This is a genomic window from Pseudomonas putida (genome assembly GCF_001976065.1).
In the GTDB taxonomy this organism is placed as follows: domain Bacteria; phylum Pseudomonadota; class Gammaproteobacteria; order Pseudomonadales; family Pseudomonadaceae; genus Aquipseudomonas; species Aquipseudomonas serbica.
The window spans coordinates 72191-98125 of sequence record NZ_MNAH01000011.1; the positions used below are offsets into that span (position 1 = coordinate 72191).

Annotated in this window: 30 protein-coding genes and 1 pseudogene; 17 read left to right on the top strand and 14 right to left on the bottom strand. The window is 61.0% G+C overall.

The window, feature by feature from the left end; translation table 11 throughout:
* Positions 1–77: 77 nt before the first annotated feature.
* Positions 78–737: a methyltransferase family protein gene (locus BKX96_RS27980; RefSeq protein ID WP_077186041.1), complete on the bottom strand. Its 660-nt coding sequence runs from the start codon at positions 735–737 to the stop codon at positions 78–80.
* A 28-nt stretch (positions 738–765) separates the two neighbouring features.
* The gene (locus tag BKX96_RS27985) at positions 766–1710 is read right to left on the bottom strand and encodes a GlxA family transcriptional regulator (RefSeq protein ID WP_077186042.1); all 945 of its coding nucleotides are present in this window, start codon (positions 1708–1710) and stop codon (positions 766–768) included.
* A gap of 124 nt (positions 1711–1834) precedes the next feature.
* On the opposite strand from BKX96_RS27985, the gene BKX96_RS27990 reads away from it, so the two are divergent.
* Complete coding sequence (locus BKX96_RS27990) at positions 1835–2626, top strand: SDR family NAD(P)-dependent oxidoreductase (protein ID WP_077186043.1); 792 nt, start codon at positions 1835–1837, stop codon at positions 2624–2626.
* A 49-nt stretch (positions 2627–2675) separates the two neighbouring features.
* On the opposite strand, the gene BKX96_RS27995 is transcribed toward BKX96_RS27990, so the two are convergent.
* Positions 2676–2984, bottom strand: coding sequence for a DUF2388 domain-containing protein (locus tag BKX96_RS27995; protein WP_046817605.1), 309 nt, complete (start codon positions 2982–2984; stop codon positions 2676–2678).
* Between the two features lie 316 nt (positions 2985–3300).
* Between BKX96_RS27995 and BKX96_RS28000 the strand changes: the two genes are divergently transcribed.
* Positions 3301–4263, top strand: coding sequence for a LysR family transcriptional regulator (locus BKX96_RS28000; protein ID WP_077186044.1), 963 nt, complete (start codon positions 3301–3303; stop codon positions 4261–4263).
* A 119-nt stretch (positions 4264–4382) separates the two neighbouring features.
* Here BKX96_RS28000 and BKX96_RS28005 read toward each other — a convergent pair whose 3' ends face one another.
* Positions 4383–4697 carry an NIPSNAP family protein gene (locus tag BKX96_RS28005; RefSeq protein WP_046817603.1) on the bottom strand — a complete coding sequence of 105 codons (315 nt, stop codon included), beginning with the start codon at positions 4695–4697 and terminating at the stop codon, positions 4383–4385.
* A gap of 12 nt (positions 4698–4709) precedes the next feature.
* Positions 4710–5876 (bottom strand): iron-containing alcohol dehydrogenase, encoded by a 1167-nt coding sequence (locus tag BKX96_RS28010; protein ID WP_077186045.1) that lies wholly within the window; start codon positions 5874–5876, stop codon positions 4710–4712.
* Positions 5877–6032: 156 nt separating this feature from the next.
* On the opposite strand from BKX96_RS28010, the gene BKX96_RS28015 reads away from it, so the two are divergent.
* From BKX96_RS28015 to BKX96_RS28035, 4 genes are all read left to right on the top strand, one after another.
* Complete coding sequence (locus BKX96_RS28015; RefSeq protein ID WP_077186046.1) at positions 6033–6821, top strand: SDR family oxidoreductase; 789 nt, start codon at positions 6033–6035, stop codon at positions 6819–6821.
* A gap of 267 nt (positions 6822–7088) precedes the next feature.
* Positions 7089–8402 (top strand): MFS transporter, encoded by a 1314-nt coding sequence (locus tag BKX96_RS28020; RefSeq protein ID WP_077186047.1) that lies wholly within the window; start codon positions 7089–7091, stop codon positions 8400–8402.
* A complete protein-coding gene (locus BKX96_RS28025) occupies positions 8402–9502 on the top strand; it encodes an NAD(P)/FAD-dependent oxidoreductase (RefSeq protein ID WP_077186048.1) in 1101 nt (366 codons plus the stop codon). The genes BKX96_RS28020 and BKX96_RS28025 overlap by 1 nt, the downstream gene beginning before the upstream one ends.
* A gap of 183 nt (positions 9503–9685) precedes the next feature.
* The gene (locus BKX96_RS28035) at positions 9686–10279 is read left to right on the top strand and encodes a DinB family protein (RefSeq protein WP_046817598.1); all 594 of its coding nucleotides are present in this window, start codon (positions 9686–9688) and stop codon (positions 10277–10279) included.
* Here the strand turns inward: BKX96_RS28035 and BKX96_RS28040 are convergent.
* The 3 genes and pseudogenes from BKX96_RS28040 to BKX96_RS28050 form a co-directional block, all read right to left on the bottom strand.
* Positions 10200–11120: a LysR substrate-binding domain-containing protein gene (locus BKX96_RS28040; protein ID WP_077186050.1), complete on the bottom strand. Its 921-nt coding sequence runs from the start codon at positions 11118–11120 to the stop codon at positions 10200–10202. The genes BKX96_RS28035 and BKX96_RS28040 overlap by 80 nt on opposite strands.
* Positions 11121–11298: 178 nt before the next feature.
* A pseudogene (locus tag BKX96_RS28045) lies at positions 11299–11520 on the bottom strand (DUF6124 family protein); the annotation flags it as partial.
* 503 nt (positions 11521–12023) lie between these two features.
* The gene (locus BKX96_RS28050; RefSeq protein ID WP_077186052.1) at positions 12024–13004 is read right to left on the bottom strand and encodes a LysR substrate-binding domain-containing protein; all 981 of its coding nucleotides are present in this window, start codon (positions 13002–13004) and stop codon (positions 12024–12026) included.
* Between the two features lie 149 nt (positions 13005–13153).
* Between BKX96_RS28050 and BKX96_RS28055 the strand changes: the two genes are divergently transcribed.
* Genes BKX96_RS28055 through BKX96_RS28065 form a run of 3 tightly spaced genes read left to right on the top strand, consistent with a single transcriptional unit; the run spans position 13154 to position 15408 of the window.
* Positions 13154–14170: an aldo/keto reductase gene (locus tag BKX96_RS28055; protein WP_077186053.1), complete on the top strand. Its 1017-nt coding sequence runs from the start codon at positions 13154–13156 to the stop codon at positions 14168–14170.
* Positions 14171–14172: 2 nt separating this feature from the next.
* Positions 14173–14970 (top strand): SDR family NAD(P)-dependent oxidoreductase, encoded by a 798-nt coding sequence (locus tag BKX96_RS28060; RefSeq protein ID WP_046817588.1) that lies wholly within the window; start codon positions 14173–14175, stop codon positions 14968–14970.
* A gap of 27 nt (positions 14971–14997) precedes the next feature.
* The gene (locus tag BKX96_RS28065) at positions 14998–15408 is read left to right on the top strand and encodes an SRPBCC family protein (RefSeq protein WP_077186054.1); all 411 of its coding nucleotides are present in this window, start codon (positions 14998–15000) and stop codon (positions 15406–15408) included.
* Positions 15409–15523: 115 nt separating this feature from the next.
* Here BKX96_RS28065 and BKX96_RS28070 read toward each other — a convergent pair whose 3' ends face one another.
* Both BKX96_RS28070 and BKX96_RS28075 read right to left on the bottom strand, forming a co-directional pair.
* Entirely contained in the window at positions 15524–16918 is a 1395-nt protein-coding gene (locus BKX96_RS28070; protein WP_046817586.1) for a sensor histidine kinase, read from the bottom strand.
* On the bottom strand, positions 16896–17579 hold the full coding sequence (locus BKX96_RS28075) for a response regulator transcription factor (protein ID WP_020796732.1): 684 nt from the start codon (positions 17577–17579) through the stop codon (positions 16896–16898). The genes BKX96_RS28070 and BKX96_RS28075 overlap by 23 nt, the downstream gene beginning before the upstream one ends.
* 315 nt (positions 17580–17894) lie before the next feature.
* On the opposite strand from BKX96_RS28075, the gene BKX96_RS28080 reads away from it, so the two are divergent.
* Positions 17895–18824 (top strand): hypothetical protein, encoded by a 930-nt coding sequence (locus BKX96_RS28080; protein ID WP_077186055.1) that lies wholly within the window; start codon positions 17895–17897, stop codon positions 18822–18824.
* Positions 18825–19102: 278 nt separating this feature from the next.
* On the opposite strand, the gene BKX96_RS28085 is transcribed toward BKX96_RS28080, so the two are convergent.
* Positions 19103–19717, bottom strand: coding sequence for a glutathione S-transferase (locus BKX96_RS28085; RefSeq protein ID WP_046817584.1), 615 nt, complete (start codon positions 19715–19717; stop codon positions 19103–19105).
* Positions 19718–20081: 364 nt separating this feature from the next.
* Between BKX96_RS28085 and BKX96_RS28090 the strand changes: the two genes are divergently transcribed.
* From BKX96_RS28090 to BKX96_RS28100, 3 genes are all read left to right on the top strand, one after another.
* Positions 20082–20486 carry a TraR/DksA family transcriptional regulator gene (locus BKX96_RS28090; RefSeq protein ID WP_007935965.1) on the top strand — a complete coding sequence of 135 codons (405 nt, stop codon included), beginning with the start codon at positions 20082–20084 and terminating at the stop codon, positions 20484–20486.
* 578 nt (positions 20487–21064) lie between these two features.
* On the top strand, positions 21065–22288 hold the full coding sequence (locus BKX96_RS28095; RefSeq protein ID WP_410454551.1) for a methyl-accepting chemotaxis protein: 1224 nt from the start codon (positions 21065–21067) through the stop codon (positions 22286–22288).
* 120 nt (positions 22289–22408) lie between these two features.
* Complete coding sequence (locus tag BKX96_RS28100; RefSeq protein WP_046817582.1) at positions 22409–22618, top strand: hypothetical protein; 210 nt, start codon at positions 22409–22411, stop codon at positions 22616–22618.
* Positions 22619–22620: 2 nt separating this feature from the next.
* On the opposite strand, the gene BKX96_RS28105 is transcribed toward BKX96_RS28100, so the two are convergent.
* The 3 genes from BKX96_RS28105 to BKX96_RS28115 form a co-directional block, all read right to left on the bottom strand.
* Positions 22621–22860: a DUF2789 domain-containing protein gene (locus tag BKX96_RS28105; protein WP_046817581.1), complete on the bottom strand. Its 240-nt coding sequence runs from the start codon at positions 22858–22860 to the stop codon at positions 22621–22623.
* Between the two features lie 140 nt (positions 22861–23000).
* The gene (locus BKX96_RS28110; protein ID WP_046817580.1) at positions 23001–23231 is read right to left on the bottom strand and encodes a hypothetical protein; all 231 of its coding nucleotides are present in this window, start codon (positions 23229–23231) and stop codon (positions 23001–23003) included.
* A 154-nt stretch (positions 23232–23385) separates the two neighbouring features.
* Positions 23386–23625: a hypothetical protein gene (locus BKX96_RS28115; protein WP_077186125.1), complete on the bottom strand. Its 240-nt coding sequence runs from the start codon at positions 23623–23625 to the stop codon at positions 23386–23388.
* 55 nt (positions 23626–23680) lie between these two features.
* On the opposite strand from BKX96_RS28115, the gene BKX96_RS32635 reads away from it, so the two are divergent.
* From BKX96_RS32635 to BKX96_RS28130, 4 genes are all read left to right on the top strand, one after another.
* Positions 23681–23890: a hypothetical protein gene (locus tag BKX96_RS32635; RefSeq protein ID WP_143512483.1), complete on the top strand. Its 210-nt coding sequence runs from the start codon at positions 23681–23683 to the stop codon at positions 23888–23890.
* Between the two features lie 144 nt (positions 23891–24034).
* Positions 24035–24505 carry a hypothetical protein gene (locus BKX96_RS28120; protein WP_077186126.1) on the top strand — a complete coding sequence of 157 codons (471 nt, stop codon included), beginning with the start codon at positions 24035–24037 and terminating at the stop codon, positions 24503–24505.
* Entirely contained in the window at positions 24505–24708 is a 204-nt protein-coding gene (locus BKX96_RS28125; RefSeq protein WP_179092186.1) for a hypothetical protein, read from the top strand. Before BKX96_RS28120 ends, BKX96_RS28125 begins: the two co-directional genes overlap by 1 nt.
* A gap of 118 nt (positions 24709–24826) precedes the next feature.
* Positions 24827–25840: an ABC transporter substrate-binding protein gene (locus tag BKX96_RS28130; RefSeq protein WP_077186057.1), complete on the top strand. Its 1014-nt coding sequence runs from the start codon at positions 24827–24829 to the stop codon at positions 25838–25840.
* Positions 25841–25935: the final 95 nt, after the last annotated feature.

Here is a 25935-nt window from a genome sequence, read left to right on the forward strand (position 1 = left end):
CTGTATCCGTCGACCATTTTGTTGTTTGACACACCGCCTTCGCGAGCAAGCCCGCTCCCACAGTGGATGTGTGTGTCTCAGTAAACTCTGGGGATCAACCGCCAGCTGCGGGCGCAATAAGCCTCATATTCACCACCGAATTGTGCCCGTAGCAGCGCCTCTTCCGAGTGGATCCGTGCAATCAACGGAATCACCGTCAACGCCGCCAGCAACAGCCCCACCCCCGAGCGAAAGGCCAGGGCCCAACCCACGGCAATCACCAACATCCCCAGGTAGCTGGGGTTACGCAGCTTGCGATAAATGCCGTCGGTCACCAGGCGGTGGCCCGGCTGGATCGCCACCAGCCCGCTGAAGCGTTTGCCGAGCACGAACACTGGCCAAAGCCGCAGGGCGCCGCCGATGATGAACAGCAGCGCGCCGAGCCAACGTACGCCTTCGCCACCAAAGGTCCAGAAGTCGATCCGGTCGGTGTAGGCCGGCAAGAACCCGCTCAACAATCCGATCACGCCGAAGGCCGGCAGCACCCAGCGATTGGCCCTGTCCTCGCGCTCGCCGGAACTCACGTTGACCTCGGTAAACAGCGAAGCGAGGACCATGGCGAGGGTCGCCAGTACAACCACCACCAAGGCGGCATGGGAGAAAAACGCTGCAAAACCACCCAGTCCCCAAATCGCCAGCCAAAGATAGGCGAGGGTAGAAACGATGGCGAAAAATGCCAGTTTGGCCGAGATTTTCATGATGTCTCCACCACTCAGGGCACATCGTTCATTGTACCTCTGACCGCGCATTGCGTCTGATCACCTGCGGCGGCTGCCCGAACGCTCGAAGAAAGGCTTCACGCATGCGCCGGGGATCAAGGAAACCGGTTTCCAGGGCGATCTGCTCGAGCGTCAGGCGCCCACGTTCGAGCATCTGCCGTGCCGCTTCCAGGCGCAGGTTTTCGATGGCTTTGGCTGGCGACTGGCCGGTTTCGGCGCGGAATGCCCGGCTGAACTGGCGCGGGCTCAGGCGCGCCACTTGCGCCAGTTGTTCAACCGACAACGTTTGGGCGAGGTGTTCCCTGGCGTAGCCGAGGACGGTCTGGATGCGATCGGATTTCGGCGCCAGCTCCAGCAGCGCCGAGTGTTGTGACTGGCCGCCAGCGCGGCGGTGGTACATCACCAGTTTCTGCGCCACGGCGCGCGCGAGTTCGGCGCCGTGGTCCTTTTCCACCATGGCCAGTGCCAGGTCGATACCGGCGGTCATGCCGGCGGAGGTCCAGATCGAACCGTCGGTCACGTAGATCCGGTCCGCTTCCACCTTGATCGCTGGAAAGCGTTCCTGCAGTTGCCGCGCATAGGCCCAGTGCGTGGTCGCCCGGCGGCCCTCGAGCAGTCCGGCCTGGGCCATGACAAAGGCCCCGGAGCAAATCGAGGCGGTGCGGCGCGCAGTCCTGGCACTGGCCCGCACGTAGTCAAGCACGCCCTCGGGTGCCTGTTCGAGGATGGCGTCGCCGCCCACCACGATCACGGTGTCGAACACCCGCTCACCGAACGCTTCGGTGCCGACACTCAGGCCACCGGAAGCGCGCAAGGTAGACCCGTCTTCGGACAGTACCCGCACGTCATACAAGGCTTCGCCAGCGCTGAAGTTGGCGTATTCGAACACCGGCATGGCCGCCAGCGCCATGGACTGGAAACCCTCGAAAACCACAAACGCCACGCTGATCATCGCCTGGTCCTCAGAACACCATGTCCGAAAAACGTAGATTAAACGTCATTTGAGACTAGCACGAGTCAATTTATAACGGTTCCTACCTGGCGATTGTCTCGCCTCACTGTGAAGGAAACTGAACATGGCTCTCTCTCCCAAAGGCACTGCACTGATCACTGGCGCCTCTTCGGGTATCGGCGCGGTGTACGCCGATCGTCTCGCCCGGCAGGGTTATGACCTGATCCTGGTCGCTCGCAGCCAGGCAAAACTCGACACCTTGGCCAATCGCCTGAGCGACCAGACCGGCCGCGCTGTGGAGGTGGTCGCTGCGGATCTGAAAGACAAGGCTGGCTTGCGGCGGGTCGAACAGATCCTGCGCAGCGACGCGAGCATCACGTTATTGGTCAACAACGCCGGCGTCGGCGCGGTCATGCCGTTGCTCGGCAGCCCCGTGGATGACATGGAAGACATGATCACCCTTAATATCACCGCGCTGACACGCCTGGCCTATGCGGTGGCGCCTGGCTTCGTTGCACGGGGCGCCGGCACAGTGATCAACATTTCCTCGATCGTCGCCATCGCCCCGGAAATCCTCAACGGCGTATACGGTGGGACCAAGGCATTTGTCCTCGGCCTGAGCCAATCGATGCACCGCGAACTGGCCGACAAAGGCGTGCGCATTCAGGCCGTACTGCCGGGCGCGACCGCCACCGATTTCTGGAGCGAAGCCGGCAACCCGGTGGAGAACCTGCCGCAGGAGATCGTGATGTCCGCCGAAGACATGGTCGATGCGGCGCTGGTGGGGCTGGAGCAGGGGGAAGTGGTCACCCTTCCGGGCTTGCACGATGGTGAGCAGTGGGATCGTTATGAAGCCCAGCGCCAGGTGTTGTCCGGGTTGTTTGGCAACTCGACGCCGGCTGCGCGTTATCGTTGATTAAAAGATCGCAGCCTCGCTTCCAGAGGCTGCGATCTTTTGATCTCGGTTATTGGCCTTCCTGGACAAGGATGGCGCGGGCCAGTTCTTCGTCGCTGGCGCTGCTGAGGTCGGGATGTTCCTGGCGAACTCGCTGCAGAACCTGCTCCAGGTAAACGCCGCGAATCGCGCCATCACTGGCCACGAAGCTGGAGGCGTCATCCCGCGCGGGAATCATCAGCTTGTCATCCTTGAACGTCGAATACAGCGAGGCGGAAACCCCGGCCGAGGTGGCGACATCTTTTGCGTCCACATCGGCCATCGCGGAGCCGAACGGTAAGCACAGTGCAAGGGAAGAAATGATAATCAGACGGCGCATGACGGTGTCCTCTGAAGGCGTGATGCAAAAAGGAAGTACCACACCTGTAGGATGCATGACTGTCGTCAGGAGTTCCCGAGTCGATGCCTTGAGCCGTTTTATTAGCGCTACCGCAGTTGCTCGGTTGTCCGCAATTGAGGTGTTCATGGCATGTGGCCGGACAGCCTGAAGTTCGCCCAGTCGTGAAAATCCGGAACAATTGAATTGTCAGTACCTGTCTGTTTCCGAACAAGAGGGCTGTGTACCCTGATGGTTCGCTAGCGAACCTTTTGCCCGCGTCGACGGCGCTCGGCGTGGGCCTTGATGGATCTGCACATTGAATCGAGCACACACAGACAGGGTTCCGTCCCTTGGCAGCATCGCTTCGCGACTACGCCTCAAACAATTGCGGTTGTTGATCGCGCTGGATGACCGCGGCTCGCTGCACAAGGCCGCCGAGCAGATTTCGATTTCCCAGTCCGGCGCCACCAAGGCCCTGCAGGAGGTCGAGTCGCTGCTTGGCATGCCGTTATTCGATCGCCAGCCCAAAGGCCTGGTGGCCAATGAAATGGGGCGTTGCATGATTCGTTATGCGCGGCTGATCTACAGCGATGTGGAGCATCTGCGCGAGGAAATGGTCAGCATCATGCGCGGCCAGGGCGGACGGCTGTCGGTTGGGGTGATCATGGGCGCGGTGCCGTTGCTGACCCGGGCACTGACCGAGTTGCGGCTCAAGCAACCGGAGCTGTCGGTGGAGCTGGTGGAAAACACCAGCGCCACTTTGCTCGGATTACTGGATCAGGGGCGACTGGACCTGGCCATCTGTCGAACCAGTGTCGGCCAGCGTTCGGATGCCTATGATTGTATCGAATTGAGCGAAGAACCCCTGGCCGTGGTCGCCAGCAAGGATCACCCGCTGGCCCGCGCCGAGTCGTTGCAGCTGGCGCAATTGAGCGATTACCGTTGGGTGGTCTACCCCAAGGACATGCCGATGCGCCAGGCCCTGGAGCGGGAGATGAACGAGGCAGGGCTGGAGATACCGCGTTATCCACTGGAAACCTCGTCGACCTTCGCCACCATTTTGCTGGTGCAACAGGACCCGACGTTGCTCGCGGTGATCCCGGTAGAGGTGGCCCGGTTCTGCGAACAGTTCGACCTGCTGGTCAAGCTGCCGGTGTCCTTGCGTGCGCTGATCGAGCCTTATGGCGTGATCAGTCGGGCCGGTGCCAATCTGTCCCCGGCGGCGACCCTGCTGATCAATGAGCTGCAACGGGACCCATGTCCTGAACGGAACCTGTAGGAGCTGGCTTGCCAGCGAAAGCGGATTGTCAGCCAACACTAGTGTCGACTGGCACGCCCTCTTCGCTGGCAAGCCAGCTCCTACAGGTTTTCGTTTTGCCTGTCAGGTCGGGGCAGGGATTATTGGATGGGTGAAAACGCTGCCGGCATCAGCAGCTTCGATTCCATTTTTTCCAGCATGGGGAAGGCGATGGGCACGAAGCCTTCGAGCCAGTCCGGATCCTGGTACAGCGCGGCGCGCTTGTTGATTCGCTCGTCCAGGCTCTCGTAGGCCCAGAGGTGGATCACCTGGTTCAGCTCGCCGAATTCGCTGTACCACCAGCCCACCAGCGTGGCGTAGCGGGAAATCACCGGCAGGCCGTTTTCCTCGAAGTGCTTGAGGTAGGTCTGCATCGTGCCGATCTTCAGGGTGTAGGTGCGCATCTCGTAGAACATGGGGTTTGTCTCTCAGGAATGAATGCCGTGGAAGGCGTTGCTGATGATTCGCTCGACATCGGCAGCGTTGGTCAGGCGCGGGTTGACCAGCACGTTGCCACTGCGCATCGAGTCGCTGACCATTTGCGGCATGTAGTCCAGGTCCACGCCCAGGTCCTTGATGTTGTCCGGGATGCCAATGGCCTCGTTCAGCGCCATCACGTGCTCCACCACCTTGTGCCCGGCGCGGGCAGGGCTCAGGCCATTGACGTCTTCGCCCATGGCGATGGCGATGTCGCGGAACAACTCCGGGCAGGCCGGCAGGTTGTATTCGATTACGTAAGGCAGCAGCGTGGCGTTGGCGATGCCGTGGGGGATGTTGAACACGCCGCCGAAGGTGTGGGAAATCGCATGGACGTTGCCCAGTTTCGATTGGGCGAACGCGACCCCGGCGAGGAACGAAGCGAGTAGCATCTGCTCCCGCGCGTGCAGGTCCGAGCCGCTGAAAAACGCCTTGGGCAGGTGCGTGCAAATCAACTTGATCGCATGCAGGGCCAAGGCCTGGCTGATCGGGTTGGCCTGCTTCGAAACGTAAGATTCGATGGCGTGAGTCAGGGCATCCATGCCGGTGGCGGCGGTGATCGACGGCGGCAGCTTGAGGGTCAGTTCGGCGTCGAGAATCGCCAGTTTGGGGAACAATGCCGGGCTGATGATCACCGTCTTGAACAGTGTCCTGGTGTTGGTGAACACCGTGGAAGCCGTACACTCGCTACCGGTGCCCGAGGTGGTTGGAATGGCAAAGATCGGCAGCGGCGGGTGCAGTAGTTTGTCGTAGCCTTCGTAGTCGAGAATGTTGCCTGGGTTGGTGGCCATGGCCGCGACACCCTTGGCGGTGTCGATGCTGCTGCCGCCACCGACGCCGATCACCGAGTCGCAATCGTGGTTCTTCAGGAAGGCGACGGCACGTTCCAGCACATCCGTGGTGGGATTCGGTTCGACCCCGGCGAACACTTCGTAGCCAATGTCACTGTCGGCCAGCGAGGCGAAAAAACTTTCCATGACGCCCGATGCCATCAGGCCTTCGTCGGTGACCACCAGCAGTTTTTTTCGAACATGGGGCTTGAGCAATGCGCCGGCCTGACGCACCAGGCCGTTGCCGCTCTTCAAGGTCGTGGGGAAATAAAACTGGAACGGGTTCATGTGGGTCTCCGGTTTTCTTGTTGGTGCCGCAACAGTAATGAGCCCCGTTGGCTGTCGATAATGAAAAGGCCTGATACACCGATCACTCTTTGTCATCCCCCGAACGATGGGGGCTGGGTGGTAACGTGGGCGCTTTGAACCGTCAGGAGCATCGTCATGGATTTGGGTATTTCGGGGCGCTGGGCCATTGTTTGTGCCGCCAGCAAGGGTTTGGGCCTGGCCTGTGCGCGGGCCTTGGCGAAGGAGGGCGTCAACCTGGTGATCAACGCCCGGGGCAACGACACCTTGCAGGCCGCTGCCAATGAGTTGCGCGCCTTGGCGCCGAACATCGAAGTGCGCACCGTGGCCGGGGACATCAGTACACCTGCGGTGCGCGAACAGGTGCTGGCGGCGTGTCCGCAGGTGGACATCCTGGTCAATAACGCTGGTGGGCCGCCACCGGGAGATTTTCGCGACTGGCAACGTGAAGACTGGCTCAAGGCGCTGGATGCCAACATGCTCACGCCCATCGAGCTGATCAAGGCCTGTGTCGATGGCATGGCCGAGCGCGGTTTCGGGCGCATCGTCAACATCACTTCCGGCGCGGTGAAGGCGCCAATCGATGTTCTCGGTCTGTCCAATGGCGCCCGCAGCGGCCTGACCGGGTTCATCGCCGGACTGGCCCGTCAGGCGCGACTGGCGGGCAACAACGTCACGGTCAACAACCTGTTGCCGGGGCCGTTCGAGACCGAACGCCTGCACAAGACCCTGAATGCCGCCGCCCAGGCCAACGGCACCAGCGTTGAAGGCATCGCCCAACAACGGCGCAAGAACGTCCCGGCCCAGCGCTTCGGCCAGCCGGATGAATTCGGGGCTTATTGCGCCTTCATCTGCAGCGCCCAATCCGGTTTCCTCACCGGGCAAAACCTGTTGCTGGACGGCGGCAGTTACCCCGGTACGTTCTGATCGCAGGGGGATGACCGTTGGTGATCCCCCAATCAGATCCCATCATTATTCAGCACTCGGGGGCGTGATTAGAGTGGGGCCGCTTGCCTGATTCCGTCTGTCAAAACGCCGTACCTGTGGGAGCGGGCTTGCTCGCGAAGAGGGAGTGTCAGTCGAAGTTGATGTGTCTGACACACCGCATTCGCGAGCAAGCCCGCTCCCACAGGTTCCGCGTCCTGACTGACAGGCATCGGGCGGCTCGTATCTACAACAATAAGAGCGCCCCACATGAACAATCCGAGTGCCGAAAGCCTGGCGTTGCCAGCCACGCCCGCAACCGAACGTGCCACCAACGTGCGTTGGCGGATATTCCTCATCATGCTGTTGCTGACCGCGATCAACTACATCGACCGCGCCTCGCTGTCGGTGGCGTTGCCGCTGATTTCCAGCGAGTTCCAGATCCCGCCAGCCCTCGAAGGCTTGATGCTCAGCGCGTTTTTCTGGTCTTACGCCTTGATGCAGATTCCTGGCGGCATGCTGCTGGACCGGTTCCACACCCGTCGCGTCATCGTCGTCGCAACCATCGCCTGGGGCGCGTTCCAGGCCCTGGCCGCCGGGGCGCACAACTGGGTCACCCTGTTGATCACGCGCATGGGCCTGGGCGTCGCCGAGTCGCCGATCATGCCCGCCGGCGCCAAGCTCAACGGCGCCTGGCTGACCCCCAACGAACGCGGCCGCGGTGCGGTGCTGGTCGATGGCGGTGCGCCCCTGGGCAGTGCCTTCGGTGCGATTATCATTGCCGGGCTGATCGGCTGGTTCGACTCCTGGCGCATCGCGTTCGTGATCGCCGGGGTCGGCACCATGCTCGCCGGCGTGCTGGCCTGGAAATACATTCGCAATCACCCCGGCGAACACCCGGGTGTCAATGCCGCTGAACTGGCGCACATCACCGCAGGCAACGCCACGGTCAGCCAGCCAGGTGCAGTCACCAGCATCCCGTTCAAGGAACTGCTCAAGGACCGTTCGGTGCTGGCGATGTTCGCCGGTTACTGCTGCATCCTCAGCGTGTTCTACGGCCTGTTGACCTGGATGCCGAGCTACCTGCACCAGACCCATGGCCTGGATATTTCCGGCATGGGCGGCGCGACCTTCCTGATTTTCATGTGTGGTTTCATCGGCGAACTGGTCGGCGGTTACCTGGGGGACAAATGGAAATCCAGCGGCGCCTCGCCCAACCTGGTGATGCGCAGCATGTTCAGCGGATCGGCGCTGGTCGCGGCACTGTGCATGCTGGCCACGGCCTACACCGCCCAGGCGAGCCAGGCGATCGGTCTACTTTGCCTGGCGATGTTTTTCATTCGCTGGTGCGGCATGTACTGGTGCATTCCGTCGATCCTCGGCGGCACCTCGAAAACCGGTGTGCTGGCCGGCACCATGAATTTTTGCGGCAACATGGCCGGGGTGATCGTACCGATCCTGATCGGCCTGATCGTGCAGTTCACCGGCTCGTATTTCCTGGTGCTGATCTTCTTCGTGGTCATGGCCATGCTGCTGGCGATATTCTCCAGCCTGATCGATTACCGGGAACGAGGGCTGGTTTGATGAGCGTTGATGTCGACTGCGTGGTGGTCGGGGCCGGGGTAGTGGGCCTGGCGGTGGCCAGGGCCCTGGCCATGAGCGGTCGCGAAGTGATCCTGGTCGAGGCCGGCGGAGGGATTGGCGAGGGCATCAGTTCGCGCAATTCCGAAGTGATCCACGCCGGTATCTATTACCCCGGCGGCAGCCTCAAGGCTCAGTTGTGCGTTGAGGGCAAGCAACGCCTCTACGCATTCTGCGACGAACGTGGCGTCAGCTATCAGCGCCTCGGCAAGCTGATCGTGGCCACCGACGATGTGCAGCGCGTGGCGCTGCAGGGTTTGCTGGAGCAAGGCCGGCGCAATGGCGTCGATGACCTGCAATGGCTGGATGCCTGCCAGGCGCATGAGCTGGAAACTGAGTTGGCGTGCGTGGCGGCGCTGTGGTCTCCGTCCACCGGCATCGTCGATTCCCATGGCCTGATGCTGGCGTTGCAGGCCGATGCGCAAGCCTGGGGCGCGTCCCTGGCCTTTCATACGCCGCTGTTGTCGGCCCGCTGCACCGAACCGGGTTTTGCACTGCAGATGGGCGGCGCCGAGCCCATGACCCTGAGCTGCAGCGAGCTGGTCAACTGCGCGGGGTTGTCCGCGCCCGAAGTGGCGAGCCGCATCGTCGGCCTGCCAGCGCAATACGTGCCCGAGGCGCGGTTGTGCAAGGGCAGTTATTTCAGCCTCACCGGTCGCGCGCCGTTCCGGCACCTGGTGTACCCGGCGCCGGAAAGCGCCGGGCTGGGTGTGCACATGACCCTCGATCTTGGCGGCCAGGCGCGTTTCGGCCCGGATGTGGAATGGGTCGACAGGCTCGATTACCGCGTGGATCCAGCACGCGCCGACGGCTTTTATCAAGCGATTCGCCGCTACTGGCCAGGCTTGCCGGATGCCAGCCTGCAACCGGCCTACAGCGGTATTCGCCCGAAAATCACCGGCCCGACGGCGCCTGCCGCCGACTTCCGCATCAGCGGATTTACCGAACATGGAGTGCCGGGCCTGGTGAATCTGTTCGGCATCGAATCGCCGGGCCTGACCAGTTGCCTGGCGCTGGCCGAGCGGGTGGTGGCGCACTTGTAGACGCGAGCCTGCTCGCGATGAACCTGAGAGCGCTGCTGGGTGTCAGGCACCCCGCGTTATCGTTGACGACCATCGCGAGCAGGCTCGCTCCCACAGGGGGAGGACCGATGATCAGCGGCTGCGCCACAGCCCGCGGATAGCGCTATCCTTGGAAGATGTGCTCTTCGCCATCGGAGAAGTCTGATGATCAACGTACGCACTGCCTGCATGCTTGCCGATTACAAGCAATGGGCCAACCAGCGCCTGTTCGAGAACCTGGCGCAACTGCCGCCTGGGGAAGTCGAAAAAGAACGCGCCGGGGTCTTCAAGAACATCATCGGCACGCTCAATCATATCTATGTGGTGGACCGAATCTGGCAGGCTCACCTCGAAGGTCGAGGGCACGGCTTCAAGACCTCCCATGATCTGATACACCCTGAACTGGCGGTACTGCGCCTGGCGCAACAGGACGTGGATCGTTGGTACTGCAACTGGAGCGCGAAGCAGACCGATGCCTCGCTGGACAAACCCCTGAGGTTCACCTTCGTTTCCGGCGAAAGCGGCACCATGAGTGCCGGCGCGATGCTGATGCACGTGGTCAACCACGCAAGCTATCACCGGGGCTGGGTGATCCAGATGTATTTCGAAATCCCGGCGATGCCGCCGATGACGGACCTGCCGATCTACCTGCGCGAGACTGACCCGCACTTCAACCCGCTCAATGCCCCGGCAGTGGCGCCGACATGTGCTCCACTATTCGCGAGCGCAACCAACGTTCTGCCGGATCGTTATCGTTGACGCCGTTCCAGACCATGGACAGTTCGGACAGGTTGATATCGAACGGCGGGTCATCGGCACGCAGCTGGCTGCTGCCATCGATCAGCGCGCAGGCGGCGTAGTCGGGCACCGAGGCCAGCATGTCGGTGCCCGCCAGCAACGCCCGCAGGCCCGAGAACTGCGGCACCGCCAACACCACCCGGCGTGACCGGCCGATGCGCGCCAGGTCATTGTCGATGGCGCCGCTCAAATCGCCGGAAAACGACACCAGCGCATGGGGACGCTCGCAGAATTCATCCAGGGTCAGTGGCCCGGGCCGGTCATCGCCGCGCAGGACCTTGACGCTCAAATCCCGCAGTTTCTTGCGCTTGGCATTGGCCGGCAGTTCCGTTGTGTAGCTGATGCCGACGGAAATCTCACCACTGCCGAGCATCGACGACATCAACAGGTAATTGACCCGGCGCACCACCACCACGACGTTCTGCGCTTCCTCGCGAATCTGCTTGAGCAGCGGCGGAAACAGGCCGAACTCGGCATCGTCGGACAGGCCGATGCGAAACACATCGCGGCTGATCGACGGGTCGAAATCCTTGGCCCGGCTCACTGCCCCGGAAATGGTGTCCATCGCCGGCTGCAGCTCCTTGAGAATCACCAGGGCCCGCGGGGTTGGCTCCAGCACCCGCCCGTTGCGCACCAGCAGCGGATCGTCGAACAGATCGCGCAACCGCGCCAGCGCCGCACTGACGGCCGGCTGGCCGAGGAACAGCTTCTCCCCGGCCCGGGTCAGGTTCTTCTCGAACATCAGGGTTTCGAAAATCACCAACAGGTTCATGTCCACGCGGCGCAGGTCGTTGCGGTTCATGGTGGGGGCTCACAGGGCTTTGAAGTCTTTTCAGTAAAGCACCAAACCCTCAGGAGAGATGCGCAACCTGTGGGAGCGGGCTTGCTCGCGAAGAGGGAGTGCCAGACACATAAATGTCGACTGACACTCTCTTCGCGAGCAAGCCCGCTCCCACATCAGTCGGCGTGATGGCACAGACTCAAGGTGGATCGAGCTGATCCAGTGCGCGGTTCACCGCCAGTTCACCGAGCATGATGACCTGGGCAATGCCCAGCAGGGTGGTACGGTGCGATCCCTGCAGAAAGCCCGCCAGGTCGTTGGCCATGACATTGGCCGAGGCCAGGGATTCGCAGGCGTGGGCGAGCAGGGTTTCGGTGTTGATTTGCGGGTTGATGGTGAACATCGTGGAGGGGGTGCGTGGCGGATCGGGTGTGATCTTGAGCATAGATGAAACTCCTAATTGAAGTTAAGGAGCCTTCAATCCTCGCTACCAAACGAAGGGTGGAGGCCATACGCGGGTTGGTAGACCGGTAATTAGGAACCCGGCGCTCTCGAAAGAGCCCTGCGCATGGCCACCATAAAACAGAGACCTAAAAGGTCTGCATACGGTGCGCTACGCGCCTAATTAATCCGGGCTACCAAACCCGATCGCTGTATTTTCAGCGACCGACAAACGATAGAACCCGGCCCCAAGGCGCACAAGCCGGCGGATTCTGGCGTAAGCGTAGGCAACGACGCAAGGTGTTGTAGCTTTCATCAAGTAACACTGATAACCGTTAAACACGCGTGTTAAACATACCGCCATCTGCGCCGCCTTCAGGCTGTTGATCGAAAGCTCGCTCCCACAGTTGATCGATGTCATGCAAAGCATTGGTGTACACCGCAGATGCAAGGTGGGAGCGGGCTGCCCGCGATGGCGGTGTGTCAAGCGACATCAGTGTTGTCTGACACTCCCTCTTCGCGGGCAAGCCCGCTCCCACAGGGATTGCATTCAACCGACGGATTTCCGTCAGTCGCACCCGGCTCCGTCAGCACCTTCCTGAACGTTTCCACCAACGGCCGCAAATTGATCCGGTGCCACGCCGCCCACAGCGGCCTCGTGAGGGTAATCCACGGCACTTCTCGCAGCACCACGCCCGGCGGTGCGTTGCGGCTCAAGCCTTTCTGAATCATGGCGATGCCCAAGCCCGAGGCCACCAGGGCCATGGCGGTGAAGGGGCCGGTGGCTTCCATGCGGATGTCCGGGGTGAAGCCGGCGCGGATGCAGGCGCTGACGAAGTTTTCGCGGCTGCTGACATTCTGGTGGTGCTGCACGCCGATCCATTCCTGGTGGGCGAGATCGTCCGGGGTCAATACGGCCTGCTGCGCCAGCGGATGGTGCTCGGGCAGGGCCAGCAGCATCGGGTCGTCCAGCACCTGGAAGCCCAGCAGGTCGGGGTCGTCGTCTGTCGGCGGTTCGCTGACCAGGGCGATATCCAGACTACGCTGACGCAGGCCTTCGAGTTGTTCGGTGGAGCTCTGGTTGTACAGTGCGACGTGCACGTTCGGCCGATCGACCCGCAGCACGCGCAAGGCATTGGGCAGGACGCCGGCGTGCATGGCGTTTTCGATGTAGCCGATGCACAGGCCGCCTTCTTCGCCGCGGCCCAGGCGTTTACCCAGGGACTCCAGGCGACTGGCGTGGGTCAGAAAGGCACGCGTTTCGGCGAGGAAGGTCTGGCCGTCGCGGGTCAGGCGGATGCGTTGCTGGCTGCGCTCGAACAGGGTCAGGCCCAGGCGCTCTTCGAGCTGGGCGATCTGCCGGCTCAGGGGCGATTGGGAAATGTGCAGGCGTTCGGCGGCGCGACCGACGTGTTCTTCCTCGGCGACGGCGACGAAGTAGCGCAATTGGCGGATGTCGATCATGTCAGACCTCTGGGGACTCAAGTGCTGCATATTATGTCTTGGACGGTCCGATGATCGCAATCTAGGATCTGCTCATCGGTAAGGCAAATAACCGTTCCCTGTAGGAGCAGGCTTCTGCAGGGTTAACCAGCATTCGAGAGCAATTGATTATGAGCTTGAAAGACAAACTGCCCGGTGCCCTGGGTTTTGGCACCGCGCCATTGGGCAACATGTTCCGCGCCATTCCCGAGGAAGAAGCGCAAGCCACCGTCCACGCGGCCTGGGAGGCCGGCGTGCGGTATTTCGATACCGCGCCGTTCTACGGTTCGGGCCTGTCGGAAATTCGCCTCGGCGAGGCGTTGTCCCGCTACAACCGCGACGACTATGTGCTCAGCAGCAAGGTCGGCCGGGTGATCCTCGATGAAGTCGAAGACGCCGCGGCCCGCGACCTGGGGGAGAAGAGCGGGGTGTTCGAACACGGCCGCCCGAACAAGATCGTCAACGACTACAGCGCCGACGCGACCCTGCGTTCGATCGAAGACAGCCTCAAGCGCCTGAAAACCGATCGCCTGGACATTGTCTGGGTGCATGACATCGCCCAGGATTTCTACGGCGATCAGTGGCTGGAGTACTTCAACCAGGCCCGCACCGGCGCCTTCAAGGTGCTGACCCGCTTGCGCGAAGAAGGCGTGATCAAGGGCTGGGGCCTGGGGGTGAACAAGGTCGAGCCGTGCGAATTGACCCTTGATCTGAGTGAAGCGCAGCCGGACGGTTTTCTGCTGGCGGGTCGCTACACTCTTCTCGACCATGAGCGCGCCTTGCAGCGCTTGATGGACGCGGCGCGGGCGCAGAACGTCGAGATTGTGGTCGGCGGCCCTTACAGTTCGGGCATCCTGGCCGGTGGCGCGCATTTCGAATACCAGAAGGCCAGCCCGGCGATCGTCAACAAGGTCGAGCAGATCAAGCGCATCGCGGCGGCCCATGGTGTCGACATCAAGGCGGCGGCGTTGCAGTTCTCCTTGGCCAACCCGGCCGTGGCCGCGGTGATTCCCGGCGCCAGTCGCCCGGAGCGAATTGCTGAAGATGTGGCGGCCTTGTCGGCGGTGATTCCCGCCGCTTTCTGGCAAGCGATGCGTGAAGCGAAACTGGTGTCCGAGCGCGCACCCTTGCCGATCATTGGAGCTTGAGCATGAAAATCGATCTGAGTGGAAAACTGGCGATTGTCAGCGGCAGCACCGCCGGCATTGGCCTGGGCATCAGCAAGGCACTGGCCGAATCCGGTGCCACCGTGGTGGTGATCGGCCGCGAGTCGGCCAAGGTCGAGCAGGCGCTGGCGAGCCTTCGCCAGCAAGTGCCAGGTGCGCAGCTGCGCGGGCTGACGGCCGACCTCGGTACCGCCGAAGGCGCCGAGAAACTGTTCGCCGCCGAACCACGGGCAGACATCCTGGTGAACAACCTGGGCATCTACAACGCGGTGGATTTCTTCGACACGCCCGACAGCGAGTGGACGCGCTTCTATGAAGTCAACGTGATCTCCGGCGTGCGCCTGTCCCGGCATTACGTGCCGGACATGGTCAAGCAGGGCTGGGGGCGGGTGATTTTCCTGTCTTCGGAATCCGGGATTGCGATCCCCGCGGACATGCTTAACTACGGCGTGACCAAAAGCGCCAACCTGGCGGTGTCCCACGGGCTGGCCAAGCGGCTGGCGGGCACTGGGGTAACAGTCAATGCAATCCTGCCAGGCCCGACCTTGACCGACGGCGTGGAGCTGATGCTCAAGGATGCCATTGCCGCGTCCGGTCGCAGTGTCCAGGAAGAGGCCGACGCCTTTGTGCGCAAGGAGCGGCCGACATCGATCATCCAGCGCGTGGCGAATGTCGAGGAAGTGGCGAATCTTGTTGCGTATATCGCATCGCCGCTATCCTCGGCCACCACTGGCGCGGCATTGCGAGTTGACGGCGGCGTCGTCGACAGCATGGCGATCTGAACCTTATTAATCGAGAGAGTGCTTTACATGGCAACAGCATCAGCAACCATCGACATCCCGGCCTCGGCCGACCAGGTCTGGCAATTGATCGGCGGCTTCAACTCGCTGCCGGACTGGCTGCCGTTCATTCCCAAGAGTGAGCTCAGCGAAGGCGGGCGGGTGCGCAGCCTGCAGACGGCGGACGGCGCGGTGGTGATCGAGCGTCTGCAAACCTTCGACAACGAGGGCAAGACCTACAGTTACTCGATCGAGCAGGCGCCGTTTCCGGCCACTCAGTACCTGGCGACGATCAAGGTCGAAGCACGGGGCGACGGGGCGCGGGTGACCTGGTCCGGTCGGTTTGAGCCGGTGGGTGTTAGCGATGAGGAAGTGGTGGCGTTGTTCACCGGGATCTATCAGGGTGGCCTCGAGGCCCTGCGTGCCAACTATCCCGCCTGACCCCGCACACTTGTAGGCGCTGGCTTGCCGGCGAAGGCGGCGGCACATTCAGCCTCGTGGTGCCAGACAATCTGTCTTCGCTGGCAAGCCAGCGCCTACAAAGGGGCGCGTTGGGTCAGGCCGGTGGAATCAAACTCTGCCGACAATCGATCATCAACCGCGCGCCACCCAGTTCGCTGCTGCCCACTTCCAGGGTAAACCCGTGCAGGCTGACAATCGCCGCGACGATTGACAGGCCCAGGCCGAAACCGCTTTTCTGGTTGCCCGCCTCGGCGCGATAGAAACGCTGGAACACCGCCACCCGCTCGGCCTCTGGAATACCCGGGCCGGAGTCCAGTACTTCGATGCGGGTATGCCCGCTTTCATTGACCCCGCGCAAAATCACCTGGCCACCGGGCGGGGTGAATTTGATCGAGTTGCTCAACAGATTGGCCACCGCCTCGAACAGCAAGGCGCGGTCGCCATTGAGTGGCGGCAACCACTCCGGCAGTTGCAGTTCAAATGTCAGGCCGTCGTCTTCCGCCAAGGGCAGATAGAAGTCATGCAGTTCCTGCAGCAACGGCACCGGGTCGAGCTGTACGAACCCGGATCGACGCTGGCGATCCTCCAGCTCGGAAATGCGCAGCAAGCCGCGAAAGCGCGCCATCAGCGTGTCCGCCTCGCCCAGTACCAGGTCCAGTTGTGCCGCTTGGGCCGAGCCTTCGCCGGCCTGTTGTTGCATGCGGTAGAGCTGCGCGCGCAGGCGGGTCAGGGGGGTACGCAGGTCGTGGGCAATGTTATCGCACACGCCCTTGACCTCGTGCATCAGGCGCTCGATGCGTTCGAGCATGGCGTTGACGATGGCGGCGAGCATGTCCAGTTCGTCGCGGCGATTGGACAGCGGCAAACGTCGGGTCAGGTCACCGGCGACGATGGCTTCGGCGCTGCCCTGGATCGCCCGAATCCGCCTTAACGGGCGGCGGCGCAACAGGTGCCAACCGACGATGCCTGGCAGGATGGTCAGGGTCACCCCCCAGAACAGCGCGTGCAAAATGATCCGCGTCACGGCAAACAGCGAGCCGTTGTCACGCACCAGTATCAGCCAGAGACCATCGCGGGTCTTGGTCGCCACGGCGTCGCAGCTGTCGTTGGGCAGCGTCGGGTCGTCGGAGTCGGCGCAGTCGCTGAGCATGTGGATCTTGCCGTCGAGCGGCAAGCCGCGCGGGATATGGTTCAGCGCACCGCTGAGGTAGCGATGCTGGCTGTCGAACAGGCCATAGGCGTCGAGACCGCGGATATCGAAGGTCATGCTGACGGCGAGGGCGTCCACCAGTTGCTCACCCTCAAAGCGCGAGAACAGGTGCTGGCGTTGCATCAGCGAATGCTTGGCCAGGTTGTCCAGGTAGGCGGAGACCTCGTAGTACATGACCCCCATGAGAATCCCGCTCCATAGCACGAACAACGCGCTGTACAGCGCCAGCAGGCGACTGCTGGAGGAGCGCCAGCCTTTAGACGGGTTCGGCAATGACATAACCCGAGCCTCGCACCGTCCGAATCAATGGAACATTGCCAGGTGGGTCGATCTTCTTGCGCAGGCGGCCGATGTGCACGTCGATCAGATTGGTGCCGGGATCGAAGTGATAACCCCAGACTTCTTCGAAGATCATCATCCGCGAGAGGATTTGCCCGGTGTTGCGCATCAGGAATTCCAGCAGCTTGTACTCGGTGGGCAACAGCGTCAGCAACTGGCCGTCGCGACTGGCTTCGTGGCTGATCAGGTTCAGTTCCAGATCCGCCACCCGCAGCGTGGTCGCTTGCGCGGTTACGGTGTTCTGGCGGCGCAGCAGGACTTCGACACGGGCGGCCATTTCATCGGTGGCGAAGGGTTTGGTCAGGTAATCGTCACCGCCGGCACGCAGGCCGCGCACGCGCTCGTCGACGTCGGAGAGGGCGCTGATCATCAGGATCGGCGTGGCCACGCCCATGGTGCGCAGCGTGGTGACGATCGCCAGGCCGTCGAGTTCGGGCAGCATGCGGTCGAGGGTGATCAGGTCATAGTTGCCGCTGACCGCACGCTCCAGGCCCTCTCGGCCATTGTCGACCCAATCGACGTCGAGCCCGTGGCTGCTCAGTTCGGCGACTATTTCCCGGGCGGTCACGGCGTCGTCTTCGATGGTCAAGATGCGGGTCATGGAGTTGGCCTGATATTCGATTCAAAACAGAGTGGAGAGCATTTTGCCAAGAATTGCTCGCAGGCTTCCTAAATAAAAGTTCATTTGAAACATATCCGCAGGAGCTGCCGCAGGCTGTGATCTTTTGATCTTCCTGATCAATGCATAAAACCCGCCGAGCATACCCATTCCTTGCATATTGCATGGGTCGGGGAAGTTCAAACTTTCTAACTCGCTGAAAAATCAGGATTTATTAAAACCCCGCGACTGGCACGGTGACTGCAATTGCTCTTTCGAGACTTGTAACACCATCTTTCTGCCTGGAGCGATACAACAATGAATAGATCCTCTGAGGGTTTCTATCCCGCCACGGATGAGTCGAGCACGGTGTCTGGCGTGTCCTGGGGGGCGATCTTCGCCGGGGCCGCGGCGGCTGCGGCATTATCGCTGATCCTGGTGCTGCTCGGTTTCGGCCTGGGGTTCTCGGCGGTTTCGCCGTGGGCCAATGAAGGCATGAGCGCCAAGGGCTTGGGCATATCGACGATTGTCTGGCTGGCCGTCACGCAAATCATCGCTTCCGGGGCCGGTGGCTACATCGCGGGCCGGCTGCGGGTGAAGTGGGCTTACATGCATGGCGATGAAGTCTACTTTCGTGACACTGCCCACGGCTTTCTCGCCTGGTGCGTAGCGACCCTGGTGACAGCGACCCTGGTGGCCGGCTCGGTCAGCAGCATCGTCAGTGGCGGGGTGCAAGCCGGGGCGCAGGTCGCCGGTGGCGCCGCCAACGCCGTGACCCAGGCGGCAGGCACCGCGGCAGCCAATACCGACAGCGATCAGTACGGCTACTACATCGACAGCCTGTTTCGCGATGACCGTCCGGCCGCCGTCAGCGATGACGCCGCCCGAGGCACTGTGACGCGCATTTTCGTGCGCTCCCTGAGCGACGGCCAGTTGTCCCCTGAAGACCGCACCTACCTGGCACAACTGGTGGCCCAGCGGACCAACCTGACACAAGCGGACGCGGAACGTCGAGTCGACGAGGTTTATGCCCGTACGCAAAAAGCCGTGGCCGACGCCAAGCTGGCGGCGCAACAGGCTGCTGACACCGCCGCCAAAGTCGCTGCCTGGACCACCTTGTGGATGTTTGTAGCGCTGCTGGCCGGTGCGTTCTTCGCCAGCCTTGCCGCGACCTTCGGTGGCCGTCGCCGGGATGCGGTGGTGTATGTGGAAACCGACACCTACGTCACTACTACTCCGATTCGTTAACCCAGGAGAATCATCATGCGTTCATTACTGTTGTTCTTTCTTGGTGTACCTATCCCGATCATCATCCTGATCGCTCTGTTCATGCACTGATCTACTGGGGCTTGTGCCTCTGCCGCTCCTGCCTTGCGCAGGAGCGGCGTTTTTATTTAGGGATATCCATTTGAATTGATGTTGAATGTCAGTCCCTCTTCGCGAGCAAGCCCGCTCCCACAGGGGGGAATGCGTTCCACTGTGGGAGCGGGCTTGCTCGCGAAGAGGCCAAGTCAGGCGCTATAAATTCATCCATCAATCGGCGTAGCAACAAACGCCTCAAGCCCCTCGGCATAAACGGTAAAGGCAGCAATCCGCGGAAACTGCGCGACATCCACCTGATCCGGCACCACCAGGTTGGTAAAACTCCACGCCACGGCCAGTGTGATGCCATCCTGACCAATCGAGCCGTCACTCGGCAGCGGCTGCTTTTCCAGCTCCCGTTCCAGCGCCGCATAGGCCGCCGCCAATTGCCCCTCGACGCGATCCACCCAAGGCTGGAACTGGATCTCTGCCGGGCGCAGGTTGCGCTCATAATAAAGCTGCACCGACTTTTCACTGGCCGCGAGTGCCAGGCCAATCAGGCGCAGTGCGCGCAGGCGTTGCTCGATGCCTTGGGGCATCAGGCTGCGGCCAGGTTCGGCCAGGGCTTCCAGGTAGTCGATGATCAGCGTCGAATCCATCAACACCTCGCCATCGTCGAGCACCAGGGTAGGCGCCTTGACCACCGGGTTGATCTGCTGGAACTGCTCGAAGGTCCTGAACACCGACACCGATTGCTGCTCCAGGGCGATGCCCAGGCGCTTGGCCGAAATGGCAACGCGTCGAACGTAAGGTGAATCAAGCATGCCGATCAGCTTCATGTAACCGCTCCTTTAGATAGCCATTTGCCGAGCCACAACCTTAGCTGAGCCCGGTCGCCCTGCAACCAGGGGGCATGCAGCTCAGCGGTTTGTCTTGCATATACCTGTGCAGGATTGAATTTCTTGCTATAAACGCACTCCGATATCCGCCTGGATGCCTGCCTTAGAGCATTTTCGAGGCTTTGTCGGACAAATTCGCTGTCTTTTCAGTTGCTGAGGCCTCAAGTCGGCCTTAGACTGCCGCCCCTCGTAAATTGAGTGCCGGGTGGCGCTTGGTATAAACGGCGCCTTTGCGATGACCTTCGATGGTCCGCCGCAACGCTCCCTAATTCGCCTTAATGCACGTTTTTTTATAGAGATATCAATGACAAAGGACAAGTTGCTGGCCATGCCGGCGGATGACTACATGAATGCCGAGCAACATGCTTTTTTCTCTGAGCTGTTGCAGAACATGAAAGTCGAAACCCACGAGCGCATCGAGCAGAACCGCATCGCCATCGAAAGCCTGGACACCCCGGCGGACCCGGCTGACGCCGCTTCCGTCGAAGAAGAGCGCACCTGGCTGGTGAACGCGATCGACCGTGATCAGCGCATGCTGCCCCAGTTGGAACAAGCCCTGGAACGCATCAAGGAAGACAGCTTCGGCTGGTGCGATGACAGCGGCGAGCCGATCGGCCTCAAGCGCCTGCTGATCAGCCCGACCACCAAGTACTGCATCGAAGCTCAAGAACGTCACGAGCAGATCGACAAGCACCAGCGTCAGGCCTGATTCTGTAAAAAAGATCGCAGCCTTCGCCAGCCCTGTGGGAGCTGCCGTAGGCTGCGATCTTTGCTTTGCGACATCTACAAATCCCCCCAGTTTCTATTGATCTGCTGCAACGTCCCCTACTAAAGGCTCATGGATAATGGCCTTATGCTGGCGTTTAATGCGAAGACAACAACTAGAATATTGGCGGGGTGACAAAGATGACGAGAGACGGATCTCGGGTGGCGGCAGTGCCTGCACCAATGCTTTTGCCGAAAAACCGCTGGCTGACATCGACACTGCAAAGTATCGCCCTGATGCTGTTGCTGTGTGGCATGACCCTGGGCGGCTGGTCGCTCTACCTGGGCCTGCCTGTGGCGGTCCTGATCATCTGGCTACCGCGCCTGCGCTCTCGCGAAACGCCCGAAGCCGTGCCCGCCGATACCTCCAGCGCGCTCTCGGCACTTACCCGCGAACTTTCCTACACCACCAGTCATAACGCCCTGTCAGCCGCTGGCGTGGCCTTCTCGGTCAAGCAACTGGCCGACAAACTGCAATCGCAACTGGGCGCGGCGGCGCGAATCGTCGGCAATGCCGAAGTCATGATTGCCACCGAGCAGGCCACCTCGACCCTCAGTCGCCAGGCGCTCACTGCCGCGAGCGAAGCGCACCAGAGCGGTGTGGCAGGGCGCACCGAATTGGTCGAGTCGATCGCCCGCATGCACCAGCTCAGCCAGCGCGCGAGCAACAGCCGTGAATTGATCGAGGCCCTGAGCCTGCGTAGCGATGAGATTCAGCGGGTCACGCTGGTGATCCAGTTCATCGCCAGCCAGACCAACTTGCTGGCCTTGAACGCAGCGATCGAAGCAGCACGGGCCGGGGAGCACGGCCGCGGTTTTGCGGTGGTGGCTGACGAAGTGCGAGGGCTTGCCGCGCGCACGGCGACCGCTACCGGAGAGGTTGGCGATATGGTGGCCGATATCCAGCAACGCACCGCGCAAGTGGTCGAGCAGATCCGCCAGCTATCCGCAGACCTTGACAGCGGGGTCGAGCAGGTCGAACAGACGGGCCAGCACCTGGAAAACATTGCCCGCCTGGCCGCCAGTGTGGAAAGCCAGGTTGGTGAAATCGCCCGTGGTGCTGAAACCAACCGCGAACAACTCGACAGCCTGTTTCACGCCATCGAGCAGATGCGCAGCGACCTGGCCATCAGCGACCAACAGACCCAGCGCCTGGCCCAGGCAGCGGTGCAAATGGAAGGCCAGGCCGAGACCATCAGCGAGCGCCTCGCCGAAGTCGGCCTGGATGACTACCACCAGCGGATCTACGACCTGGCCCGGGAAGGCGCGAGCCAGATTGCCGCGCGTTTCGAAGCAGACATCGATGCAGGCCTCATCAGCCTCGAAGACCTGTTCGACCGCCAGTACCAGGCGATCCCCAACACCCACCCGACCAAGTTCCACACGCGTTTCGATCGCTACACCGATCAGGTCTTGCCGGCGATCCAGGAACCGCTGCTGCCACGCCACGAAGGCCTGGTATTCGCCATCGCCTGCACCCAGCAAGGCTATGTGCCGACGCATAACAAGGCGTTCAGCCAGCCACTGAGCGGCGACGTAGAGCGCGATACCCTGCACAACCGCAGTAAACGCAAGTTCGCCGACCGAACGGGGATCCGCTGTGGCAGTCATCAGCAGGCAGTACTGTTGCAAACCTACACCCGCGACACCGGCGAACTGATGCACGACCTATCAGTGCCGATCATGCTCAAGGGCCGTCATTGGGGCGGTTTGCGCCTGGGGTACAAGCCGGAAAACCCTCGATGATGGACGGCAATTGTTACAACTTTGGTAACTGAGCTGTACAAAGTCGATATTGTTTCCGCGCCTGGGGAATCGTTACCATACCTCCATTAGTTAGGTAGCTAACGGAATTGGAGGCGCAGCATGCACAATAAAGTTGATGTCGCGGTCATGATCGGCAGCGGGGTACCCGCCAATTTGCGAGCCGTGGGGCAGAGCATCTGCTGGGTGGTGCTGCTCAATGGCGAACGCCGTGGCACCGCCTATTCCAGTCGCAACGAAGCGGAGGAATGCAAGGCTGCCTGGCTGGCGCAATTACGCGCCGAATCGATCGGCAGCCTGCACTGTGCCTGAGGTTAGTGAACCTGATGCATGCGCAGGTTCAGGTCGTCGACCACCCGCGCCCAGTCGGCATCTTCACGCAATTGTTCTTTGAGGAAGCCTGCCTGTTGCGGGGTCCAGAACTCGGCATCGATGAGTTTCTTGTCGTCGGGCAGGGGGGAATGGCTGGCAATGAAATCGTCTATGCCTTTCTGGCTGGAATCCAGGCCGAGTTGGTCGAACAAGCCTTTCAAGTCGTGGGTCGGTGATTCCATCTTGATCTCCTTGCAGGTCATCGGTCGTGTCGAGTGAAAGATTTGAAGAACGTCTGCGTTACATCTGAGGCAGCCGTGTTTCAGTAAGTTCGAAAACGATGTTCAAACGCAGCAGTGAGCATAGACCGCAAATCCGCGTGTCAGCTTTTAAGGGCGCCAGCATCGACGGCGGCCTTGAGTTCCAGGGCCGATTGCTGGGCGGCGAGGGCTGCGATGTCGGAGGATTTGAACCAGCGATCTTTCTCGACCTGATGATAGGTCACGGTTTTCAGCGGCGGTTTGGCGCGCATCACGATCACGGCCTGGAATTCGCCGTCGATTTCCCTGGCTTCGCCCCTGATGAAAAACTCGCCGATATCAAATTCCGTCACGTTGCAGCCTTCCCATGAAAAATATTGTTGTTTAACGCACCCGCCACAGGCCGGCGCGTTTGATTGGTCGGGCAGTATGGCAGCAGTTGCAAGCCGGCGGCGGAGTAAAGTCGCCGGCCTGACGAAACCTTCAAGGGAAAGCGGAACGAAAGTGTCACATACGTGACTCAAGTGCGCGGGCGAGGGCGCAGGCCTGGTTATGATCGGCGCGGAAACCTCTTACGTATCCCGTGGAAGTTTCCTTGATATGAAAGAAAGCGTTACCTGCCAGAACCACCTTAAATCTTGGCGGCGCGGCATCGGATTCGGCAGCAAGCAACACCGCAGGGTGCAGGACAGGATGAGTGTTGGAGTAAGATGCCTGCGGGTGGGCAAAGTGTGTCAGTGTGCACATATGAAGTCCTTTTCGTGGTTTGCCGACGTAATGAACGTCGTTATGGGTAGTCTCGATGAGCATCGCTGCTCTAGAATCAGCCTTATTGGTGGGTGGACAAGGGTTATCTAAAGCAATTTTCGCCTGGCGATATGTCAGAAAAGTGCTTTTTTATAAGAGTTTTTTCCCTAAAGTTGATAGTCCGTATTTCTCTGGCCGTTCCAAGGGCGTTTTCCTTCAGCCTTTGTCGAATGCCGGGCGAGACGATGTGAGCGGCATCCAGTAATCTTCTCAAGCCTCGAGAGGGATGAGTGCTCTGCTCATCCAGGATCTCAACCCGGGTTATCTGGCTTCACCTCGGCATTGCCGCTTTTTTTGGCTGTGCGCTTTTTTCGCGTGCGGCATCATTTTCAGATGTGGGGATGTTTCCTTGGCAGTAAGTAATCTCGATATGCATGCTTTGTTTGTGCTGGGTGATTTGCGCGCAAAGCTGGTTAAACAGTTTCAGTCACGTTTCGTTTACCTTACCGAACAGAGTGCCGAAGGCATTTACATTGCCGAAATCGACACCGAGGCCGCGCTGGTGGTGGACGATAAGCCGGGGCTCAAGCTCAAGGTCGGCGATCATTTCAGCGCGTCGGTATTGCCCAGTCGTGAAGGCGGCAAGCTGGAAATCAAGTTTCGCGACATCAAGCACACGGTCTATGGGCTGGGCGACTACGCCTTCGTGACCACCGCCGATGGCCATGCGATCCTGTTCAAGGAAGGCCACAGCGTGGTGACGGTGTTCGCCGCCCACCAGCAGTTGCAGGAAGGCCTGACCAAGACCCTCAAAGCCGTGACCGGCAAGGCCGCCAAATGGCGCAAGGGTGAGTTGGTGACGTTCAAGGCCAGTGAGTAGTGAACCTGCCCCGCGCCGATTTCCACCAACAGCATGAGGCCAGCGCGCGAGCCGAGGCCCTGCGCCTGTTTGAACACAAGGCTCTTCTGCAGGGTGCCTGGCTGACCTGGGTGGCCTCTCAGATCTACGCGTTGCGACCCGCGGCATACGCCAGCATGGTCAGGCGAGAGCTGGCGCTTCTACAGGAAAAATCCGGAAACTGATCCACTTCCCTCGAAAGCAGGAACCTCTACTACAGTCAGTTGACTGAGTATTCAGAGGCTTTGCAGTCGTCTGCCAGGCCATCCTGCCATTGCTGTGAACAGCACGAGGTGCACAAGCATGAAAGGCATTTGCCAGTTGCTGGCCGCTGTCGTGGCCACGTTCGGATTGTTGGCGTCACCCGCTCCGGTGCTGGCTGCCAGCGCTCCGATCCACTTTGCCGACCTCAACTGGGAAAGCGGCAGCCTGATCACCGATATCCTGCGGATCATCGTCGAGAAGGGTTATGGGCTGCCGACCGACACCTTGCCGGGCACTACCATCACCCTGGAAACCGCGCTGGCCAACAATGACATCCAGGTCATTGGCGAGGAGTGGGCCGGACGCAGCCCGGTCTGGGTCAAGGCAGAAGCCGAAGGCAAGGTCGCGAGCCTGGGCGATACGGTCAAGGGCGCCACCGAAGGCTGGTGGGTGCCGGAGTATGTGATCAAGGGCGACCCGGCCAAGGGCATCAAGGCGATGGCGCCGGACTTGCGCAGTGTCACCGACCTGCCCAAGTACAAGGACGTGTTCAAGGACCCTGAAGCCCCGAGCAAGGGGCGCTTCCTCAACAGCCCCATCGGCTGGACCTCGGAAGTGGTCAACAAGCAGAAGCTCAAGGCCTATGGTCTCGATGACAGCTATGTGAATTTCCGCAGCGGTTCGGGAGCGGCGCTTGATGCGGAGATCAGCTCGTCGATTCGCCGTGGCAAACCAGTGCTGTTCTATTACTGGTCGCCCACGCCGCTGCTCGGTCGCTTCAAGCTGATCCAGCTGGAGGAGCCGCCCTTCGATGCACAAGCCTGGAAAACCTTGACCGACGCCGACAACCCGAACCCGCAACCCACCCGCTCGCTGCCATCGAAGCTGTCCATCGGCGTGTCCACGCCGTTCCAGAAGCAATACCCGCAGATTGCCGAGTTCTTCGCCAAGGTCGATTTTCCCATCGACCCGTTGAACCGGGCGCTGGCCGAGATGAGTGAAAAACACACGCCACCGCGTCAGGCCGCCGAAGCGTTCATGAAGGCGCATCCCGAAGTCTGGAAGGCCTGGTTGCCCAAAGACGTCGCGGACAAGGTGTCTGCCGCCCTGTAGACACTGGCTGCAAATGGCCATGTATCTCGTTGGTCGGGTCGTTGGCATCAGTGCGTGCACGGCAAAAAAAGCCAACTAGGATGAGTCTGTTCAAA

Excerpts from the sequence above, each read along its gene's own strand:
- BKX96_RS27980 (WP_077186041.1), bottom strand. The coding sequence starts at position 737 with ATGAAAATCTCGGCCAAACTGGCATTTTTCGCCATCGTTTCTACCCTC.
- BKX96_RS27985 (WP_077186042.1), bottom strand. The coding sequence starts at position 1,710 with ATGATCAGCGTGGCGTTTGTGGTTTTCGAGGGTTTCCAGTCCATGGCG.
- BKX96_RS27990 (WP_077186043.1), top strand. The coding sequence starts at position 1,835 with ATGGCTCTCTCTCCCAAAGGCACTGCACTGATCACTGGCGCCTCTTCG.
- BKX96_RS27995 (WP_046817605.1), bottom strand. The coding sequence starts at position 2,984 with ATGCGCCGTCTGATTATCATTTCTTCCCTTGCACTGTGCTTACCGTTC.
- BKX96_RS28005 (WP_046817603.1), bottom strand. The coding sequence starts at position 4,697 with ATGTTCTACGAGATGCGCACCTACACCCTGAAGATCGGCACGATGCAG.
- BKX96_RS28010 (WP_077186045.1), bottom strand. The coding sequence starts at position 5,876 with ATGAACCCGTTCCAGTTTTATTTCCCCACGACCTTGAAGAGCGGCAAC.
- BKX96_RS28015 (WP_077186046.1), top strand. The coding sequence starts at position 6,033 with ATGGATTTGGGTATTTCGGGGCGCTGGGCCATTGTTTGTGCCGCCAGC.
- BKX96_RS28020 (WP_077186047.1), top strand. The coding sequence starts at position 7,089 with ATGAACAATCCGAGTGCCGAAAGCCTGGCGTTGCCAGCCACGCCCGCA.
- BKX96_RS28025 (WP_077186048.1), top strand. The coding sequence starts at position 8,402 with ATGAGCGTTGATGTCGACTGCGTGGTGGTCGGGGCCGGGGTAGTGGGC.
- BKX96_RS28035 (WP_046817598.1), top strand. The coding sequence starts at position 9,686 with ATGATCAACGTACGCACTGCCTGCATGCTTGCCGATTACAAGCAATGG.
- BKX96_RS28040 (WP_077186050.1), bottom strand. The coding sequence starts at position 11,120 with ATGAACCGCAACGACCTGCGCCGCGTGGACATGAACCTGTTGGTGATT.
- BKX96_RS28050 (WP_077186052.1), bottom strand. The coding sequence starts at position 13,004 with ATGATCGACATCCGCCAATTGCGCTACTTCGTCGCCGTCGCCGAGGAA.
- BKX96_RS28055 (WP_077186053.1), top strand. The coding sequence starts at position 13,154 with ATGAGCTTGAAAGACAAACTGCCCGGTGCCCTGGGTTTTGGCACCGCG.
- BKX96_RS28060 (WP_046817588.1), top strand. The coding sequence starts at position 14,173 with ATGAAAATCGATCTGAGTGGAAAACTGGCGATTGTCAGCGGCAGCACC.
- BKX96_RS28065 (WP_077186054.1), top strand. The coding sequence starts at position 14,998 with ATGGCAACAGCATCAGCAACCATCGACATCCCGGCCTCGGCCGACCAG.
- BKX96_RS28070 (WP_046817586.1), bottom strand. The coding sequence starts at position 16,918 with ATGTCATTGCCGAACCCGTCTAAAGGCTGGCGCTCCTCCAGCAGTCGC.
- BKX96_RS28075 (WP_020796732.1), bottom strand. The coding sequence starts at position 17,579 with ATGACCCGCATCTTGACCATCGAAGACGACGCCGTGACCGCCCGGGAA.
- BKX96_RS28080 (WP_077186055.1), top strand. The coding sequence starts at position 17,895 with ATGAATAGATCCTCTGAGGGTTTCTATCCCGCCACGGATGAGTCGAGC.
- BKX96_RS28085 (WP_046817584.1), bottom strand. The coding sequence starts at position 19,717 with ATGAAGCTGATCGGCATGCTTGATTCACCTTACGTTCGACGCGTTGCC.
- BKX96_RS28090 (WP_007935965.1), top strand. The coding sequence starts at position 20,082 with ATGACAAAGGACAAGTTGCTGGCCATGCCGGCGGATGACTACATGAAT.
- BKX96_RS28095 (WP_410454551.1), top strand. The coding sequence starts at position 21,065 with ATGATTGCCACCGAGCAGGCCACCTCGACCCTCAGTCGCCAGGCGCTC.
- BKX96_RS28100 (WP_046817582.1), top strand. The coding sequence starts at position 22,409 with ATGCACAATAAAGTTGATGTCGCGGTCATGATCGGCAGCGGGGTACCC.
- BKX96_RS28105 (WP_046817581.1), bottom strand. The coding sequence starts at position 22,860 with ATGGAATCACCGACCCACGACTTGAAAGGCTTGTTCGACCAACTCGGC.
- BKX96_RS28115 (WP_077186125.1), bottom strand. The coding sequence starts at position 23,625 with ATGTGCACACTGACACACTTTGCCCACCCGCAGGCATCTTACTCCAAC.
- BKX96_RS32635 (WP_143512483.1), top strand. The coding sequence starts at position 23,681 with ATGAGCATCGCTGCTCTAGAATCAGCCTTATTGGTGGGTGGACAAGGG.
- BKX96_RS28130 (WP_077186057.1), top strand. The coding sequence starts at position 24,827 with ATGAAAGGCATTTGCCAGTTGCTGGCCGCTGTCGTGGCCACGTTCGGA.